Annotated in this window: 14 protein-coding genes and 1 pseudogene; 7 read left to right on the forward strand and 8 right to left on the reverse strand. The window is 61.8% G+C overall.

All coding sequences use genetic code 11. The features are described 5' to 3' along the window. Positions 1–402: 402 nt before the first annotated feature. The 5 genes and pseudogenes from BUB20358_RS22035 to BUB20358_RS22055 form a co-directional block, all read right to left on the reverse strand. Positions 403–531, reverse strand: a pseudogene (locus tag BUB20358_RS22035) (integrase core domain-containing protein); the annotation flags it as partial. 58 nt (positions 532–589) lie between these two features. Further along, positions 590–1,687: a porin gene (locus BUB20358_RS22040; RefSeq protein ID WP_006767395.1), complete on the reverse strand. Its 1,098-nt coding sequence runs from the start codon at positions 1,685–1,687 to the stop codon at positions 590–592. A 160-nt stretch (positions 1,688–1,847) separates the two neighbouring features. Continuing rightward, complete coding sequence (locus BUB20358_RS22045; RefSeq protein ID WP_123806771.1) at positions 1,848–2,288, reverse strand: hypothetical protein; 441 nt, start codon at positions 2,286–2,288, stop codon at positions 1,848–1,850. Positions 2,289–2,384: 96 nt separating this feature from the next. Then, positions 2,385–3,173: a hypothetical protein gene (locus tag BUB20358_RS22050; protein WP_045552339.1), complete on the reverse strand. Its 789-nt coding sequence runs from the start codon at positions 3,171–3,173 to the stop codon at positions 2,385–2,387. A 70-nt stretch (positions 3,174–3,243) separates the two neighbouring features. Then, complete coding sequence (locus tag BUB20358_RS22055) at positions 3,244–5,106, reverse strand: sulfatase family protein (protein ID WP_006767396.1); 1,863 nt, start codon at positions 5,104–5,106, stop codon at positions 3,244–3,246. Positions 5,107–5,262: 156 nt separating this feature from the next. Between BUB20358_RS22055 and BUB20358_RS22060 the strand changes: the two genes are divergently transcribed. The 7 genes from BUB20358_RS22060 to BUB20358_RS22090 all read left to right on the forward strand — a co-directional run bounded on the left by BUB20358_RS22060 (position 5,263) and on the right by BUB20358_RS22090 (position 13,314). Beyond that, complete coding sequence (locus BUB20358_RS22060; protein ID WP_052688623.1) at positions 5,263–6,264, forward strand: LysR substrate-binding domain-containing protein; 1,002 nt, start codon at positions 5,263–5,265, stop codon at positions 6,262–6,264. Between the two features lie 479 nt (positions 6,265–6,743). Further along, entirely contained in the window at positions 6,744–8,192 is a 1,449-nt protein-coding gene (locus BUB20358_RS22065; RefSeq protein WP_105773913.1) for an MFS transporter, read from the forward strand. A 1-nt stretch (position 8,193) separates the two neighbouring features. After that, positions 8,194–8,616, forward strand: coding sequence for a MarR family winged helix-turn-helix transcriptional regulator (locus tag BUB20358_RS22070; protein ID WP_006767398.1), 423 nt, complete (start codon positions 8,194–8,196; stop codon positions 8,614–8,616). Positions 8,617–8,997: 381 nt separating this feature from the next. Further along, positions 8,998–9,963 (forward strand): hypothetical protein, encoded by a 966-nt coding sequence (locus tag BUB20358_RS22075; RefSeq protein WP_123806770.1) that lies wholly within the window; start codon positions 8,998–9,000, stop codon positions 9,961–9,963. A 150-nt stretch (positions 9,964–10,113) separates the two neighbouring features. Next, positions 10,114–12,450 carry a TonB-dependent siderophore receptor gene (locus BUB20358_RS22080; protein ID WP_105773912.1) on the forward strand — a complete coding sequence of 779 codons (2,337 nt, stop codon included), beginning with the start codon at positions 10,114–10,116 and terminating at the stop codon, positions 12,448–12,450. A 121-nt stretch (positions 12,451–12,571) separates the two neighbouring features. Continuing rightward, entirely contained in the window at positions 12,572–12,727 is a 156-nt protein-coding gene (locus BUB20358_RS22085) for a DUF5993 family protein (RefSeq protein WP_165802985.1), read from the forward strand. A gap of 41 nt (positions 12,728–12,768) precedes the next feature. Further along, positions 12,769–13,314, forward strand: coding sequence for a disulfide bond formation protein B (locus BUB20358_RS22090; protein ID WP_081293540.1), 546 nt, complete (start codon positions 12,769–12,771; stop codon positions 13,312–13,314). 94 nt (positions 13,315–13,408) lie between these two features. Here the strand turns inward: BUB20358_RS22090 and torA are convergent, their stop codons facing one another. Genes torA through BUB20358_RS22105 form a run of 3 tightly spaced genes read right to left on the reverse strand, consistent with a single transcriptional unit; the run spans position 13,409 to position 18,157 of the window. Continuing rightward, positions 13,409–15,877, reverse strand: a complete 2,469-nt coding sequence (gene torA / locus BUB20358_RS22095; protein WP_006767401.1) for a trimethylamine-N-oxide reductase TorA — start codon at positions 15,875–15,877, stop codon at positions 13,409–13,411. Then, positions 15,861–16,556 carry a TorD/DmsD family molecular chaperone gene (locus tag BUB20358_RS22100; protein WP_045552341.1) on the reverse strand — a complete coding sequence of 232 codons (696 nt, stop codon included), beginning with the start codon at positions 16,554–16,556 and terminating at the stop codon, positions 15,861–15,863. The genes torA and BUB20358_RS22100 overlap by 17 nt, the downstream gene beginning before the upstream one ends. After that, positions 16,553–18,157, reverse strand: a complete 1,605-nt coding sequence (locus tag BUB20358_RS22105; protein WP_035975890.1) for a c-type cytochrome — start codon at positions 18,155–18,157, stop codon at positions 16,553–16,555. Before BUB20358_RS22105 ends, BUB20358_RS22100 begins: the two co-directional genes overlap by 4 nt. Positions 18,158–18,265: the final 108 nt, after the last annotated feature.

Here is an 18,265-nt window from a genome sequence, read left to right on the forward strand (position 1 = left end):
CTGGACCGCGTCTGCCGATTCCATCCTCGAAAAGCTACACCGACTTTGTTCGCGAATCAGCGGAACGGGACACTAGCAGTGAAGCGTCATGAAGTCTCTTCTCGACGCAGAACGTTACATTGGCATCGACCGAGATATCGAGCCGTCGCCGATGCTGCTGGTCAGGACAAGGATAGGATCGATCTGGTTTCCGACCATCTCGCGATATCCGGTGGCTCAAGCACGTCATCGAGGAGCGGCTCGACAAGGCGAACGTGAACGGGATCAACGTTTACAACCGGTTCGCTTTAGCGCAGATCCCGGCCGAGCCATTCGACGATAGTCGGAATCGGCAGCAAGGCCCGGTCACAACAGGCTTTGCTGCGAAACCACCAGATTTTGCAACGAAAAGAACGATTACCCCTCAAGCGACAAGAACCCGTGCGCGTCGGGGCATTCCTCCTCAAAGCGTCCGTTGAAGGATTCATTCTTCGCATTGTGGGTCGGCTTGCCTGGATGCGAGAAGTCAATTTCCATCGTTATTTCGACGGCCGTGAGAATTTCGCTCGATGTCGCGGCGTGATGTGCAAGCTTCTCGCGTTTTACGTGATCAGAAAACCGTATTGACGCCGATGCGCGCGATGGCTTGGGTTGCGCCGGACGATGCGCCGTCCGGATCCATCACGCCACCGATCTGCGCATGTGCACCAACGTTCGCACGTTGCCACACGCCGCTTGCGTACACGATCGTTCGTTTCGACAGCGAATACCGGATCGTCGCGGTTACCTGGTGCGCGTGATTGTCGTCGAGCGCCGCGTTCCCCTTCATATACATGTAGTCGGCGCCGACGGTTGTCGCCGCGGTCAGCTTCCAAGCGCCGCCGAACTCGCTCATCCATACCGCGCCACCCGATGCGGCATTGCGCACAGTCGTGAACAGTGCGCTCAAGTCGACCGCGTCGAGCCGGTAGCGGACGCCCGCGCCCCAGTCCAAGACGCTCGTAGCCGGCGAGCCTGGCCGGGCACCGTATTTCTCGTTCGTAAAGGCGGCGGCCGCGCCGAACGTCCCCGTCGAATAATCGGCACCGGCGCTGACGGTGCTGTTCGCGCCGATGCTGCCCGGCACGCCGCCGAATCCATAAAGCGCACCGAATTTCAGACCGCCGAGCGTGGGGCTCACGTATTTCGCCGCATTGGCGACACGCTGACTGCCGCCGAGCCGGTCCCAGTCGAACGCGCCGGTCGGGTTGTCCGGCAGCGCGAGCTTCTGGAACGGGCCGTTGCGCAGGTTGTACAGCCCGCCGACGCCGAGAGCCGCATCGACACCGCTGAAGAACAGCGTATCGGCCATGAATTCGTATTGGTTGCCGAAGGTCAGCGTGCCGTAGCGTTCCTGCTGCAGGCCAACGAACGCGGTTCGCGCGAACAGTGCGTTGCCGACGATCGAGCCGTTGCCGGTCGAGATCTGGCTAACGAGCCCGAAGATCGCATGCGTGCCGCCGCCAAGATCTTCGCTGCCGCGCAATCCGACGACGCTCGGCGTAAAAATGCCGTCATCGAGCTTCGCGTTGCCGTGTCCGCCCTCGTTGCTGACATAGCTCACGCCGCTATCGAGCACCCCGAACAGCGTGACGCTGCTCTGCGCGGATGCGGCGCCTGCATGCGCGAGCGCCAGCATCACGATCACACTCGCCTTCCTGTCTAGCATATGGAAATCCCGTTGATCTGCGCCCCTCCGATACGATGAACGCCGTGCATCATCTTGCTCGCACGTGGCCTACGGAGCCGTGCACCGTCGGCGCGACCAGCGGGCGAACGCGCTCGTCGTCCACATGCACGCATGCGGTGATGCGCATCGCGCGCGGTCGTCACGCGTGCAGCATTCCGAGCATTGCTGCCATCGCACCTACGCTGAAGACCAGCGTGATCGCGATTGCCACCGTCACGCCCATTCCGAGGCCGACGAGCGCGCTTCGTCCGACTGAGACGGACTTGACTTGCAGCTCGCTCAGGTTCCGTATGTCGACTTCGTGGCGCTCGTCGGCGATGCGCGTACCGTCGATCGCGGCCACTTTCATGCTCCCCGAAAGACCGTCGCAAGTCGTGAACCGGATATCGTCCCCCACCTTCACGTCGCGCCGAGGATCCACGGACAGGTCCGAACACGTCGAACGCACTGCCGTTTCGGCATCCGGCTGCTGCGCGGCGTGACGAACAACCGGCTGATAGGTCGTGCAGCCCGACAGACACAGAGAAACGCCCAGCAGCACTGCCACCATTTTTCGCCCTGCATTGGTTTGCAACTTCAATCGATTTCCTCAATTCCTGTCACCGTCGCCCGCATACGCAACGCACGTCTTCAGCGAGCAGCGGCTGACGACGGCCGCGAGCGATGTCGCCGCTCTCTACTTCTTGAACATCATGTTCAAGCCCGCATAAACCTGCAGTCTCGGAAAATCCCCGCGCCGCAACGGCGCATACTGAGGCTCGACAAACAAGTTGTAGATGACGCCATGTTTGTCCCACACTTTCCCGAAGCCGGCACCGATCGGCACGACGTATGCGCCGTGCTGAAAATCGAACGTCGAGATCGCGGTCGAACGGAAGTACCAGTTCTCTTTGAGGTTCAGAATGAACAACGGCTGCGCGGTCAGCGTCTGGACAGCCGGCCGTTCGCCGTTGCCGGCGAACGAGTGCTGCCATTGGACCAGTGCCCCCAGCAGGCCGCGCTCGCTCGTATTGATGGCAATCGCGGCAAGACCGGCTTGCCATTTTCCGGTTCCCAAGGCCCGATCGGTGGCGGTCGGTGCCGTCACGAGCGGCCCCGCGCCGAATTTTGTGCTGCCATCGCCAAACAGGAAGATGTCGAAGAGATTGATGTCGCCGATCCCGGTCATCTCGCCGCGTTCGCCTGCACGACGTGTGCTTATTGGCACCGTGAGCCGAAACAGTTCCGGCGTCCCCACAACCGAATTCGGTGCGAACGGCTCCATGAAGCGGAGCATCGCATCGTTTTGCCCCGCTGCATTTCCATACCCGCCCGGCACGAAGTAATTCTGGATGTTGAATGCACGTCTGTGCGTAAGCGGGCTGTTGCTCGCATTCGAGCTGTCGGTGGACGCCTGCGCGCACGACGCCACCGCCATGCCGATCGTCAACGCGAACCGCACCGTTCGATGAGCCCCTGAATTCATCGCCGCCCCCTAGCAAGTGAATGCGGCGATGGCGGCCTTTGCCTGTCGCCGTCATTGCGTCGCATAGCCATCAGATATGCGCGTCGGATCGAAACGTGAACTGAACCCTGCCGTCCTTGATCGGCATCACATCCGGCCGATCTTCGCCGACTTCTTCGTCGATCCGGTCGTTCAGCAGTGCGTTCATGCGCGTCAGCAGTTCGGCGTTTTCCTTGCGCCTGACTGCGAGATTGCTCGTTTCGCCCGGGTCCGCATGCAAGTCATATAGTTCGACGTCGTTGTTTTCGAATAACGCGTCGATCGTCGTCGGTCGATTGAAGCGCATCAGCGAGAAGTACCGGCTGAACCGGTACCGCCCGTCGAACACGCTGCGAATGCCGCCGCGCAGACGGAAATCGGGCTGCCGGGCCAGCACGAGGCGATGCAGTTCCTCGACGGGGATGCCCTTCTCCGTCAGCATGCGCAACTCTTGCAGCATCCAGTCGCTGTCGTAGTAGAGCAACATCGCGTAGTTGTATAGCGCGGCGGGCCGAATGTCGTTGATTCCTGCACGGTCCGGACTGCGCAGCAATCGCGCAAAACCTCGCCCTTTCGCGCCGGGCCCAGCGACACGCGCCGCGGCGGCGTGATCTAGGCCCGTTAGCTCGAGCAGCGTCGGCACGAGGTCGACGTGCGATGTCAATGCCGCGCACGTCCTGCCGCCGGGGTATGCAGGATGTCGGATGATCAGCGGAACGTGATTCTGTTCCTTGTACGTCGTCGCGCCCTTGCAAACCAATTGATGCGCGCCCGCATGATCACCGTGGTCCGATGTCAGCACGACGATCGTGGTCTGGTCGAGGTGCAGCGACTCCAGCTCGTCCAGCAGCCTGACGATGTGCGTATCGGCATCGCGGATGCAGTTGAAGTAATAGTTCTGATAAGTACGGACGCGCTCGTCGGTGAGCGGATATACCCCCACAAGATTCTCGCGTGCGCGAAAGAACATGCCTTGCGCGGCCGGCCGACCGTGCTCGTCGTACGGCTGGTGACGCGAGGCCGGAAGCGGGACATCGTTCCATCGCGCGTCGTACAGCCTATCTTTCGGCGGTCTCGCGGTGCCAAGCAACGGACGGGTCGCACGTTGCTGCTCGATACCTTCCGGATCCGTGTCCACGAACATCGCATCGTGCGGATTCACGATATTGACGGCCATGAACCACGGCTTGCGCTCGTCGCGCAGACGCACGCCGTGCTGCCGGAGCCAGCTGATGGCCGATGCCGTCGTCATACCGTCGTAGTCGTACCCGCCACGCACGCCGCCGATCAGATCGCCCACGCCGAAGTAGTCGTCGAATCCGTACTCCTTCATCGCCTTGCAGTAGCTTTCAACCGGCGCGTTGTAAGCCCTCGACGTCTCGTGCAACGTCGCGCTCAGATGCCACTTCCCGAGATACACCGGGTAGTAGTCCACATCGCGCATCATGTGCCCGATCGTACGGATACTCGTCGACATGTCGGGTTGCCACGGAAGGCCAGCGTTATCGAACACGCGCGTATGCTGCGTATGCTGTCCCGTGTAGACAGTCGATCGCGAAGGCGAGCACACGCACGAAGCGATCTGATGATTCGTGAACGTCGTCCCTTCCCTTTTGAGGCGCTCGCGACCCGGTACCGGATACGGCCAGCGATCGAAGTGATGCTCCTGATCGGTCAGGATGAACAGAATGTTGAATCCTGACGGTGGCGCATCGGGTACCGGCTTGCTCGCCCCTACGGCAGCGGCGACCGCGTCACCGGATTCGGTTATCAGCGGCATGCCGAGACCGGCCGAAGCCATCGCGGCCCCGGCCGACTTTAAAAAGCCCCGACGCGCGGTGCTGATTTCCTTTTCCGGTCCGTCACGGCGCTTCGATTGCTCATTCCGACCGCCATTCCGGTTTCGCTCTTTCATACGTGCTCCTATCCGTGCGTTTCATGACGATGCGCATATGGTTTACTCTATATAACCGTTGTGCAGCATGTACTATCCATTGTGAACACGATGCCCAATCGTTTTCATGAAATGATTTGCACACTCATAACTTTCAGCTCATCAACCGGAGATCCCGTGTTTTCGTCATCCCGTCCGCACACTGCGCTTCCGAAACGCCTCCATGCCGAACACGCGTCGCTGCCGAGCGCGCTACGCAAGCTTCGGATCCGCGATCTTGAAATGCTGGCTTGCCTCGGCCGCAATCTCAGCATCGGACGCACAGCCGAGGCGGCCGCCATCAGCCAGCCGGCGCTGTCGAAGTGGCTTAAGGACATCGAAGGCGCGCTCGGTGCATCGCTGTTCGAGCGCACCACGCGCCGCATGACCACGACGCCATGCGGCGAGCTCGTGCTAACCGCCGTCGAGCGCATCCTGACCGAGCTGCGCAAGGTGCCGCCGCGCCTCGAAGCGATGCAGTCGGGTATCGGGCGCACACTGGCCCTTGGCATCATTCCCGGTGCCTCCCACGTCATCGTCCCGCCCATTCTGAGATGGTCCACCCGCCGATACGGCGAACTGCAGATACACGTGAACGAGAACACCTTCGACGTGCTGCTGCGGCAACTGCAGCGTCACGAGCTTGATCTGCTGGTGTGCCGGCTGGATGCCAATGCGCTGAATAGCGAATTTCGAGTTCGCCGGCTCTACGACGACGAGTTCACCATCGTCTGCGGGCCCGACCATCCGCTGCTGGCTCGATCGGACGTCACGTGGCGCGACGCCGCCGAGTTTCCGTGGATCGCGCCGGCATCGGGCGCACCGGCGCGGGTAGCGATCGAAACGGAATTCGCGCATGCCGGTCTGCGAATGCCGCCGGTCGTCATGGAATCCCATTCACTGCAAACCAATATCGCGGTCGCCCGTCAGATTCCGTGCCTGTTCGTCACGTCGCGCGCGAGTGTCGCAGCGCACATCGATGTGCCGCCACTCGACGTGCTTCCGCTCAGGCTGTCTCATGCAGCTTCCGCAATCGGCGCAATGTGCGTCGATTGCGACGACCCGATGATCGACGCTACCATTCAGGCCATCCTCCAATCGGTCCGTAGCAGCGACGCCGATTCAGGCATCCGCGCTTGACGCGTCCACGCTCCGCGATTCCGCGTTCGCGCACTCGGACGCCGTTCTGAAATGTCGCGGTTTCGTTTCTTTGCCACACCATTCTGGGGAGGCAGGTGAAAATCGTCGATCGCCGAATGGTCGGAGCGCACATATGTCGCCCCGACATCGTCGCTGCGAACGCTTGCGGGAGTTGATCCGGCCATCTGTCGCTGCGCCCCGAAAAACAACACGGATCGGACGAACGAGACCAGTTTCCGCATTGATCGATGTCAAACGAAGCAGCCAGACATCGACCTCCTGTCAAAAAAATCATGAAAATAACCAGTAGCCGGGATCGCGCCCGACCGCGCCCTGCTTGCACGCCGTCAATGTTCCTGCCTCGCCTCCACACATACGGACACCGTCTCGCTGCACCCTTCTCCTCAGCCTCCGTTTGCAAATTCATTGTCACAACGGCATTTTAGTTGTAGTATATATACTATTGTGTAGGCAACAACATGAGTGCTGCCATGCCGATCTTCCATCGCATCCCCAACGCTTTCAGTCGTCGCCACGGAATCCTGATGATATGTTGCATCAGCCTCTTCCTGGTTAGCCTTGACAACAGCATCGTGAACGTCGCTCTGCCGGCAATGAGCGAGGATATCGGCGCGCGCATCACCGATCTTCAATGGATCGTCGATGCCTATACGCTCGTGCTCGCGTCGCTTCTGATTCTGGGCGGGAGTCTTGGGGACCGCTTCGGGAGAAAGCCGGTTTTCATGTGCGGTGTCACACTCTTCGGGCTCGGATCGCTGCTCTGCTCGTTCGCACCGAGTCCGTCGCTGCTCGTCGCGGCGCGGATCTTTCAGGCCGTCGGAGGGGCAATGCTCAATCCGGTCGCGATGTCGATCATCGCGAATACGTTTACAGACGAGCGCGAACGCGCGATGGCCATCGGCGTCTGGGGCGCCGTCAATGGGCTTGGCACCGCGGCCGGTCCGCTGCTGGGAGGCCTGCTCGTGTCGATGCTCGGATGGCGGTCGGTGTTTTGGATCAACGTCCCGATCGCGCTAGTGGGCGTCGTTCTCACCTTCCTGTTCGTCCCGAACTCGAAAGCGCTCAAACCGCGCCGCTTCGACATTCCCGGCCAGCTGTCGATGCTCGTCTTCCTGGCGAGTGCGATCGGCGCGATTATCGAAGGGCCGCGGATCGGCTGGCTCTCCCCGCACGTCCTGCTGATCGCCGTGCTCGCGATCGCCGCACTCGCGGTGCTGCTTGTATGGGAGGCGCGGACGACCGAACCGCTGATCGATCTCAAGTACTTTCGGGATCCGGCCTTTTCGGCCGCGATTGCCAGCTGTGTCGTCGCGTTCACGTCGATCGGCGGTTTTATGTTCCTGAACACGCTGTACCTGCAAAACACGCGCGGACTGCCCCCGCTTGCGGCGGGCACGGCGACGCTGCCCGTTGCGCTGATGACGATCGTATTCTCCACCGTGTCGGGCAAGCTGGTCGCCAGCACCGGTCCCCGCACGCCTCTAGCGGCAAGCGGCCTGTCGTTCGCGCTGGCAGCCATCATGCTGTATTTGCTGCCGGAGCAGGCGTCGCTCGCCTACATGATGCTGATTTACGCGATCTTCGGAATCGGATCCGGTCTCGTCAATGCCCCGATCACGAACACAGCCGTATCGGGATTGCCGCCGGGCCAGGCGGGCGTCGCCGCCGGCATCGCATCGACCGGACGCCAAGCCGGTACATCGCTCGGCGTCGCGATCGCCGGGTCGATCATCGCGTGTCACGCACATGACGGTGGCACCGCGGTTGGCAGCAGCACCGATGCATCGCGCCCAATGTGGCTTCTGATCGTAGCGTTTGGGCTGCTGATCGGCGCATTGAGCATGCTGATCGACAGACAGAGCCGATGCGAAACGTCCATCGAGAACGTTCAAACCAAAGGAGACTGACATGGCAACATCGACATCCGCCGCAGCCAAGCGCGCATGGGTCCAGTTACGCGACCTCGTTCTGGAAGACGACGATCCGCGCAAGCGCGTATCGAATGCGCTCGGCATCACGTATTTCAAGGTCAAAGTTCTGATCAGCCTGCTCAAGCATTCGGAGTCGGCGTCCGATCTGGTACAGCGGTTCGCGTCCGACAAGACGTACATATCGCTGATTCTCCGTGATCTCGAGGTCGACGGCAGCATCATGCGCGTCACGTCTCCCACGGACCGGCGAAGCAAACTGATCATGCTGACCGATCAAGGCCGCGAGCTCGCGAAGTCCGCACGGAGCATTCTCGATCAGCCGCCGCGCGCGTTCAATCGGCTATCGTCCGACGAAGTCAACACGTTGCTGATGCTGATCGAGAAGATCATGGGCAAGTGACGCTTTCACGACGGTTTCGTCGCACGAACCTCGCGCCGCCGCGGCGGCGCGCAGCAGTGCCGGCACGACCGCATCTCAATCGGTAGACGAACGATGCAAGGACGCTATATCAATTCGGTAAAAGCGGCATATCTGGGAAACCAGATCGCCGTTCAGTTCTTTTCGATGGCCGTACCGGTCATCCTGAAAGCGCGCCATGCGTCCGTCGCTACGTTGCCGGTGTTTGCATCGCTTTCGCTGATGTGGTGCCTCCGGTGCGCGATCGTTCCGCCGTTACTGCGCTTCATCGCCAAAACTGCCCCGTTGCGGCGCTCGGTAGCGCTTCTGCTATGCATGCGTGTCGCGATTGTGACGATCTTTATCGGAACGGCGCTTGTCACGATGTCAATTTCGACCCTCGCGGATCTCGAGCGGATTCTGTTCGCGGCCGGTGCGGCCGTGTGCCTGCTGTCCGGCATCGAGCGCGGGCTGATCGATGCGTCCGCGATGCTCGAGGCGCGCGGGCACGAGCAACTCGAATGCGCACGCGTGTCGCTATACGAAGCATTCGGCGTTCTGCTCGCGTCCACACTCACGGGCGGCGTTCTGTTGGCGCTTTGTGCGCATTACGGCATCCGGCCGGTGCTGCTGATGACGGCGGCGCTACTCGCGGCGCTGGCCATGCCGATCTGCGTCGACATGTCGATCGGCTCGCACCGTTCGGGTGAAGGCGAATCGTCGGTTTCCATTTCAGCGCTTCCGGGCACGCGACGCCTCGGGACGGCTGAAACCGGTTGCTACGTGGTCGTCATCGCACTCGGCTGGCTGGGCATCGATCTCGCTTTTCGCGTGACGCAACCGCTTCTGCTGTCTCAGGGCGTCACGCTCGCGCGCGTCGGCCTGTCCACGGTCGGCATCGGCATCGCGGTGCTCGGTATTCTCGCGACCGGCCAGATCGTGCCCGCACTTCGGATCTTCACGTCAAGGCATCTCGAATCGATCAGCGGGCTGCTGTCGGCGCTGTCTGCCGTTCTGCTCACCAGCGCAAGCGTGAGCGGAAATCCGCTCGTGACGGTTGCCGGATTTCTCGCATTGAAGTGCGGATACTTTTTCTTCAGCGCCTTCGCGACCGATACGGTGATCGAAACGGGAAGCAAGACGGGATCGATCGGCGCGATGGTGTGTGCGTCCGGTCTTTCGTATCTGGCTTCGCATTTCGCGGTGGTCCCGCTTCTGTACTGGACGACCTCGCATTTCTCCGGTTATACGGTCGCATGCTGTACGTCGGTGCTGCTCGTGACGTCGTGCATGATCGGGACTCGCTTTCTCGCGCGGCGGTTCCGAACGCGTCCGGCCGCACCGATATAGCCGGAAAACGGCACGCGCCCACAAACAACACGACATCGGCGCCCGCCACGCGATTCAAGCGGCGCCATGTGACGATATCCGGCGTCACCGCCCCCGACTGCTGATACAAAAACTATCCGGTCATCTCCCCGCAATACCTCTGCCTGAACGATGTCAGGACTGCGCGGCGTGCAGCCGCGACGCCCGTTCAATCAATTTATCGAGGTTGGTACGAAGATGATTCGCCCATTTTCCCGTGTTTCCCTGCGACGCCATTCCCGGCAGAATCGACACCGCACTGGACAGCATTGCTCGTATGCGCGCCATAACAAGCGGCTATCGAGCGTCTGGCGCAAGATTACCTGTTGCGGCCTGCTGCTTGCCGGACGCGCGATCGCCGATCCACTTTCCGAGCCGGATGCCGGCGTGCCGGGCGCCGGCGCGAGCCGGACCGCGGTGCTCCCCACGATCCAGGTGACGGGTCAGACGAGTCCGGCGCCGTATGTCGGTCTGGTCGGCAAGCGGGCCGGCATAGGAACCAAGACCGATGTACCGATTCGCGAGATCCCGCAGACCACCAACGTCATTACCGCCGAACAGATAGAGGAAACCGGATCGTCAAGCGTCGGGGACGCGCTCCGGTACATGCCGGGATTTTCGGCGTACTCGGTCGACACGCGGACGGACTGGCTGACGGGCATACGCGGCTTCGCGCCGAACGTGTTCGTCGACGGCATGCAGGTTCCGAGTACCGAGCTGCGCGCATCGTGGCGCGTGGATCCGTACATGATCGATAGCATCTCCGTGCTGCGCGGACCAGCGTCGGCGCTGTACGGGCCCGGGCAGCCGGGCGCACTGGTCGACATTCAAAGCAAGCTCGCCGACGGGGAGCGCTACCGCGAGACCGGCTTTCAGATCGGCAACTATGCACGCAAGCAGTTCATGTTCGATCTCGGCTCGCCGATCGACAAAGCGCGATCGTTATCCTATCGCTTCGTCGGTGTGCTGCGCGACGGCAATATGACGACGGGACCGAACGGCCAACAACGCATATCGCTTGCGCCGTCATTTCGCTGGCAGCCGGACGCAAACACGTCGATCGTATTCGACGCCACGTATCTGCAGGATCATGGCGACTGGACATCGAACTACCTGCCGGCGGCCGGCACGGTCCTGCCCAATCCGAACGGCAAGGTTCCATACGACTTGTATACGGGCGACCCGTCGCTCGCACACTACGCAAAGAAGCAATGGTCGATCGGCTATGCGCTCGATCACACGTTTTCCCCGGATATGTCGTTCAGGCAGAAAGTCCGCTATCTGTCAGTCTCGCTCGACACGGCTGCACTGTGGGGCCAGGGTCTCGCCCCGCTCGATCCGACGCGTTCGCACCTGAAGCGTCTCGCGGAACTGAGTCAGCCGCACTACAACCGGATGGACGTCGACAACACGCTGCAGACGCGGTTCGGTGCAGGTCCCACCGAGCATACCGTCCTGTTCGGGCTTGAATACGATCGCCAGCGCTCGACTGACAGCGACTGGAGCGCGCCCGGCCCCGATCTGAATTTGTTCGATCCGGTTTACGGAATCGTTTCCCCGGACATTTTCTCCGGCCCCGGCGTGCGACGCTTGTCGGATCGGACGACACTCGACGATCTCGGCGTATATGCACAGGATCAGATCAAGTGGGGGCGTCTAGCGCTGACTGTCGGCGGGCGCTACGACTGGAACCGCGTCGACGAAGACGCGCTGACGCGCGGCACGCACGAGTCCCATACGGACGCGGGATTCTCGGAACGGGTCGGGTTGACCTTCGAAGGCCCGCTCGGCCTCTCTCCGTTCGTCGACTATTCGACCTCGTTCAATCCGTCGCAATCGATCGTCACGTTGTCGAACGGAAGCACCGCGGCACCGAACCATGGCCGCCAGGTGGAAGCCGGTCTGCGTTGGGAGGTGCCGCACAAGAACATGATGCTGACCGCCGACGTCTATCAGATCGAGCAGACGAACGTACTCGTTCCCGACCCGAACGATCCGCTCCACCAGCAGCAGACAGGAAAAGTGAAATCGCGTGGCATCGAGTTCAGTGCGGTCGGACGCCTGTCGCGCAATCTTTCGATCATCGCGTCATACGCATATCAGGACGTCAAGAATGCAGGCGCCGACGATCGGTATGCCGGAAAATGGCCGACCACCTATCCGCTGCCGCGCCAGCTCGCGTCCGCATGGCTCGACTGGACGTGGCACGGCGGTGCCCTCGGCGGGTGGGGATGGGGCGCCGGCATTCGCTACCAGAGCGATATGCCAGGCAATGCCGCCAACACGCTCGTCGCGCCGTCCTATACGGTGCTCGATACCGCAATTCACTACGACAGCGGAAGGTGGGCATTCGCGTTGAACGTGAACAATCTGTTGGATCGGCACTTCATCGGCAGTTGCCAAAGCGATGACCGCTGCTTCTACGGCGATGCGCGCACCGTGCTTGCAACCGCCAAATACGACTGGTAGTCACACCGGGCGCGGCCAGTGCCCGTTCCTGCCGACGCACGCAGCACGACGCGGCAACCATGCGCGGATTGCGGTGCGTCGGCACCTTCAATCGTTCCGAGCCGTGAGGTCCGACATGTTCATGTTTCTCCCATTCCTGCTGTCGCTTATGACGCTTGCCGAAATCGTCCGTGGCAAGTACCGGCGACGCGCGATCTTGTTTCTGCTCGTCACGCTCGCGATAACCGTGGCCTCGTTCTCGCATCACGTCACCGATTCGCTCAACCTGTCCTTCTAACGGGAGTCTCTCCAATGAATGCACGCATTACACGCGAGCGTATGGAATCGCTCATCTCGCCGGATCGCTCGCTGAACGCATTAGCGCTACTGGGCATCGACGCCGCGCTGCTGCTCGCGTTCTACTATCAGCTCGTACTGCACGAGCTGCCATGTCCGCTCTGTCTTCTGCAGCGTGCCGGGCTCATCCTGATCGGGCTCGGATTCACGCTGAACATTCATTTCGGTGCGCGCGCCACCCATTACGGTCTTGTCGTCGTCAGCGCGATCGCGACCGGCGCGGTCGCGCTTCGTCAGGTCCTGCTGCATATCGCGCCGGGCACGGGCAGTTACGGTTCCACACTGTGGGGGTTCCATTTCTATACATGGGCTGCGATCGCAGCGTCGCTCACCGTGCTCTATGTAGCGGCGCTGCTTGCACTGCGACGGGTGGACGCCACGCCGGCACGCGGCGTCGGGAAGATATTCAATCATGTCGCTGTGGCAGTCTTCGCGATACTGATTGTCGCGAATCTCGCATCAACGTTGCTCGAATGCGGCGTGGGCCAGTGCGACGACAATCCCGTCCGCTACGAGCTGCTCGATTGAGCGCGACGGTGGGCCGCTCGAGTCGGATGCGCGGCACGAGTCGCCCCGTGCATCCGTTCCGTCGTGCGCGTTGCCGCGATGCACCGGCGACTCGCTACGCGGCCCCCTTCGGCGGTTCGAACACGTCGACCATCGGCAAATCGCCGCGGAACTTTTCCGCGTCCGCGATCGCCGTGTGTCCGCAGTTCGCCTGCGCCAGGCGAGACGTGCCGACGCCGACCGTCAGATTGTTCACGTCCCCATATCGGCACAGGCTCCCGGCACGCCCTGGCGAGGCCGGATCGAACCAGCCGCCCTCATGGATGAGGATGCAGCCTTTCCTTATTGCGTCGGTCACCTTGACGCCGACGAGAATCTGACCGCGCTCATTGAACACGCGAATCACGTCCCCATCGGAAATTCCCCGCGCCGCCGCATCCGCCGGATTCATCAGGCAAGGTTCACGATCGCCGATCGTATAGCGCCTGCGCAACACCGTGCCGCACAGCTGGGAGTGCAGCCGGCTGTGAGGATGCGGGCTTACGACGTGAAGCGGATATTTCGCGCCCGGCCCGTCGAGCCGCTCGATCGGTTCCATCCACGTCGGATGCGGAGGGCAGTCTTCGTACTTCATCTTCTCGATCGTCGAACTGTAGATCTCGATCTTGCCGGACGCAGTGCCGAGCGCGTTGAGCAGCGGGTCGTCGCGGAATGCCTTGTGACGAATGTATCGCTTGGCGTCATCGCCGACCGGAAACGCGAGCGGCTGGGTGCTGCGCCAGAATACGTCGAACACCGGCATTTCCATCGACATGCCGCGTGCCTGGACGCGCGCTGCTTCATAGAACACCCGGACCCATTCCATCTCGTCGCGGCCCTCGGTAAACGCCTTGCGTGTGCCGAGTCGACCGCAGATTGCTGCAAAAATGTCGTAGTCGCTGCGCGATTCGTACAGCGGTTCGACGACCTTGTGCATCCCCAGAATGTGCGTGCTCGAATAATCGCCGATCTGCTCGATGTCGTTACGCTCGTATGACGTCGTCGCCGGCAGCACGATGTCGGCGTGGCGTGCCGTCGGCGTCCACTGGAAATCGTGCACGATGAACGTATCGAGCTTCCTCCATGCCTCGATCATCGCGTTACGGTCCTGATGATGGACGAACGGATCGCCGCCGGCCCAGTACACCAGATGGATGTCCGGATAGCGTGCGCGTGTCCCGTTGAAATCGAACGGCCTGCCGGGATTGTTCAGCATCTCCACCACGCGCGAAACCGGTATCTTTCGTGCGGCATCGCCGCTGAATTCGAACTTGCCGGTCCCGGCGTCGATACCGGGCAGCACCGGGCTCGTCGCGGACGGACTGCCGCCGTTCGCATAGTGGTAAGTAAATCCGTATCCGCCGCCCGGCAAGCCGATTTGTCCGAGCATGCTCGAGAGTGTCACCAGCATCCAGTGTGCCTGCTCGCCGTGATGCTGGCGCTGAATCGACCAGCCTGCCGCCAGCATCGTCCGCTTCGACGCGAATTCGCGGGCAAGCGAACGGATCGTCCCGGCCTGAATGCCGCAGATTCGCGAGGCCCAGTCGGCGTCTTTCGGTACACCATCGGCCGCGCCGGTCAGGTAGGGTTCGAATCGATCGAAGCCCGTCGTATATCGCTCGATGAACGCCTTGTCGTAAAGCTTTTCCGCGTAAAGTGTATGCGCTAATCCGAGCATCATCGCGACGTCGGTCTGCGGACGCGGTGCCAGCCATTCGGCGTTGAAGTAGTCGCATGTCTGGCTTCGAAACGGATCGATGCAAATGACCTTCGTCCCCTTCTTCTTTAGCGCCTCCATCGCCGGATACGCGGCGTGGTCGGGCACCAGCCAGCCAATCTGGTTCGTCGACACGGGATTGGCAGCCCAGAAAACCATCAGCTCCGTATGCTCGACCACGACGGGCCACACGGTCGGCTGCTCGTAAACGTCGATCGACCCGACCACATACGGCAAGATAACCTGCGCCGCACCGGTCGAGTAATCGCCGCTGTATCCGACGAAGCCGCCGTTGACGTTCATCATGCGCGCAAGCAGCGTACGCGGGGGATGCAGCTTTCCAGGACTTTGCCAACCGTACGAGCCGGCATAGATGCCGCTTGCGCTGTACTTGTCGCGCACGCGCTTCAGCTCCTTCGCGACAAGATCGAGCGCCCGGTCCCAGCTTACGCGAACGAAATCGCCTTTCCCGCGTCCTTCGACGTCGGCGCCCGGGCCGTGTTCGAGCCACGCCCGTCTCACCATCGGATAACGGATGCGCGTCGGCGAATAGATCGAATCGATGACGCCGGGAAGCTGGTGCGACGGATGCGGGTCGCCTTCCCAAGGCTTGACGCCGGTAACGATCCCGTTCCTGACGGTCGCCCGGAATGCACCCCAGTGCGACCCGGTGAGAATCTCGCGGGCGTCGACCGACGCGCCTGTAGCGCGCTGCTCCAGCAATCCGTAACGAGCGGCCGCACCCAGCGCGCCGGCCACGAGTGTGCGCTTAATGAACGCGCGTCGCGACACGCCGGTCTCCAGGACCGAATCATCTTTCGTGGACATGGTGACTTCCTCTATTTATTGAGTAATCGACATGCGGCTCGCGCAGTTCGTCGGCTCGCGCGCTCTCGACATTCGTGTCGTTCCGTGCGCCATGCGGCACGCCGAACAGCTTGCCAAGCATTGTCGCGGCGCCTCCGTAAAAACCGTCGGGATCCGCCCCGCTGCAGGCCGCGACGAACAGCGGTATCCAGCGGCTCAGCCGTGCCTCCATCCGCGCGCTGTTTTCGATATCGCCGCTTCGGAGTAGCCTGGCCAGCAGCGCCAGTTCGACCGAGACGTGATCCGGTGCCTCACGGTAGCCGCTGCCGACGCACATACCGATAGCCGCAAGCAGGTCGGCCATCTCGCACGCGGCCTCGTCGAACAGGCGCGCTCCCGTTCCCGTATACGCGCTCTCGTATAGCGGAACCGCCACATGTCCGGTCACTCCATCGAAGAGGCGCGTATAAAGCACCGACAGATCGAGCGCCACGGTTTCCGCGGACGCCTCGCTGTCGAGCGCGGCGCACATCGCCACGAGTGCGTCGCGGCAGTCGAGTTCGGCAGCAAGCGCATTCAACACCGCAACGGCGTCGGGATGACGATACCGTGCAACGGCGGCCGCCTCGAGCGGTCGCGACAGCAGATTCGCGAGCCAGTCCGCAACGATCGCGCGGAATTCGCGGTCCTCGCCCGTCATCGCGCCTCCTGTCCGGTTTCGGCACCAGCGTCCTTCGCGTGGTACTGCAGCCACGCCAGCAGCAACCGGTACTGGTCGTCGTCTAGCGACGTGAAGTGCCGCATCGCCCCGAGCGTGCCGATCCATTGATTGACCAGGAAATCGCGGCTGTCCGGACGTGCGTGGCAAACCGTACACGTATGGGCCATCAGGTCGTCGCTGTAGCGCCAGATCTGTCCGAGATTCGTGCCGAGCCCATCGCTTCTCGTCCATACCGTCAGTTCGCCCTGCTTCCAGATTTGTCCGGTATCCGGATCGCGCTCGGATCCGCGTGACACGATGCGCGCGGCTGCCTGGTCCGACAGCACCGCCTCCATGATCCGTTGACCGCGCCGCGCGTAAAGCACGCTTTCGGTCCCTTGCTGTTGCCATCCGTGCACGCGAACCTTTAGCCACTCGCCGTCCCGCGCGACGATGCTCAGCTGGGTCGCCGCCAGCAATTTCCCGTCTTCCTGAGGCTCCGCTCCGTTCACCGGTTTGTCGAGATAGACGCGTTTGGTCGACACCACATAAGCCGTGCCCGCCTGCGCCAGTTCGGCCGGCGCCGCGGCAAGCACACCAACCTTCGATGCGCACGCCGAGTCGGCATTCTTCTGCAGCAGTACCACCTGCTCGCTATGATTGGGCGGCGGCAAAGCCGGATTCGGCGCACTGATGGCGGGCAATGCCTTGATATACGTCGCGATCGCGAGTCGGTCCGCATCCGGTAGTTTCGACGTGTTTTCGATGACCTCCTTCATATCGCCACCCGCGCGAATGCCGATCGGCGTGACGCCGTTTTTCAGATAAGCGACGATGTCGTCGACTGTCCAATAGTCGATTCCCGTCTCGTCGGGCGTGATGTTCGGCACGTAGCCCGTTCCTTCCGCATTCGGTCCGCCGGAGAAGCGTTTATCGCCCGGAATCGCACCGATAAAGTTCCGCGGCGAATGACATTCGGCACAATGCGCCGGCCCTTCGACCAGATAGCGGCCACGCAGCCACGCGGCACTCTTCCCGCTTTCAGCCGGCAACGGTGTGCCGGACAGAAACAGGAGCCGCCAGACACCGATGCCGCGGCGAATCGTGAACGGAAACCTCAGATCATGGTCCGGTTGCCGCCCTTTGACCGCCGGCAATGTCTTCAGATAGGCGAACAGATCGCGCAGGTCGTTGGCGCTCATGTGCTGGTAAGACGTGTAAGGAAACGCCGGATACGCATTCCCTTTGTCGGGAAGCACGCCCTCGCGCATCGCCGTAATGAACTGCGACAGCGTCCACGAACCGATGCCGTCGTGTACGTCGGGCGAGATGTTCGGCATGCGGAACGTCCCGAACGCCGTCCGCAGCGATCGGCCTCCTCCAAGCAACGTCTGTTGATGTCCGCCGCGCGATGCGTGGCACGTCGCGCAGTCGCCTGCAAGGAACAACGTCCTGCCGTTGCGCAGATCGACCGTATCCGATCCGACCGTATCGCGCACCGGCTTTACCGTGTGCCAGAATCCCGGCGATGTGACGATCCAGAACGAGGCGATCGCACATGCGACCAGCACGACGCCAATTATTCCTGCACGCTTTTTCATTCGCTCACCCCTTATTCCGTTCGTAATGTCGAGTGCCGACCAAGCCCCTCCCTACATGCATCTCGGAACGATCGGCATTCCCGCGACGATCGCTTTCGTTCATGAAAA

Source organism: Burkholderia dolosa, from assembly GCF_902499135.1.
Lineage (GTDB): Bacteria > Pseudomonadota > Gammaproteobacteria > Burkholderiales > Burkholderiaceae > Burkholderia > Burkholderia dolosa.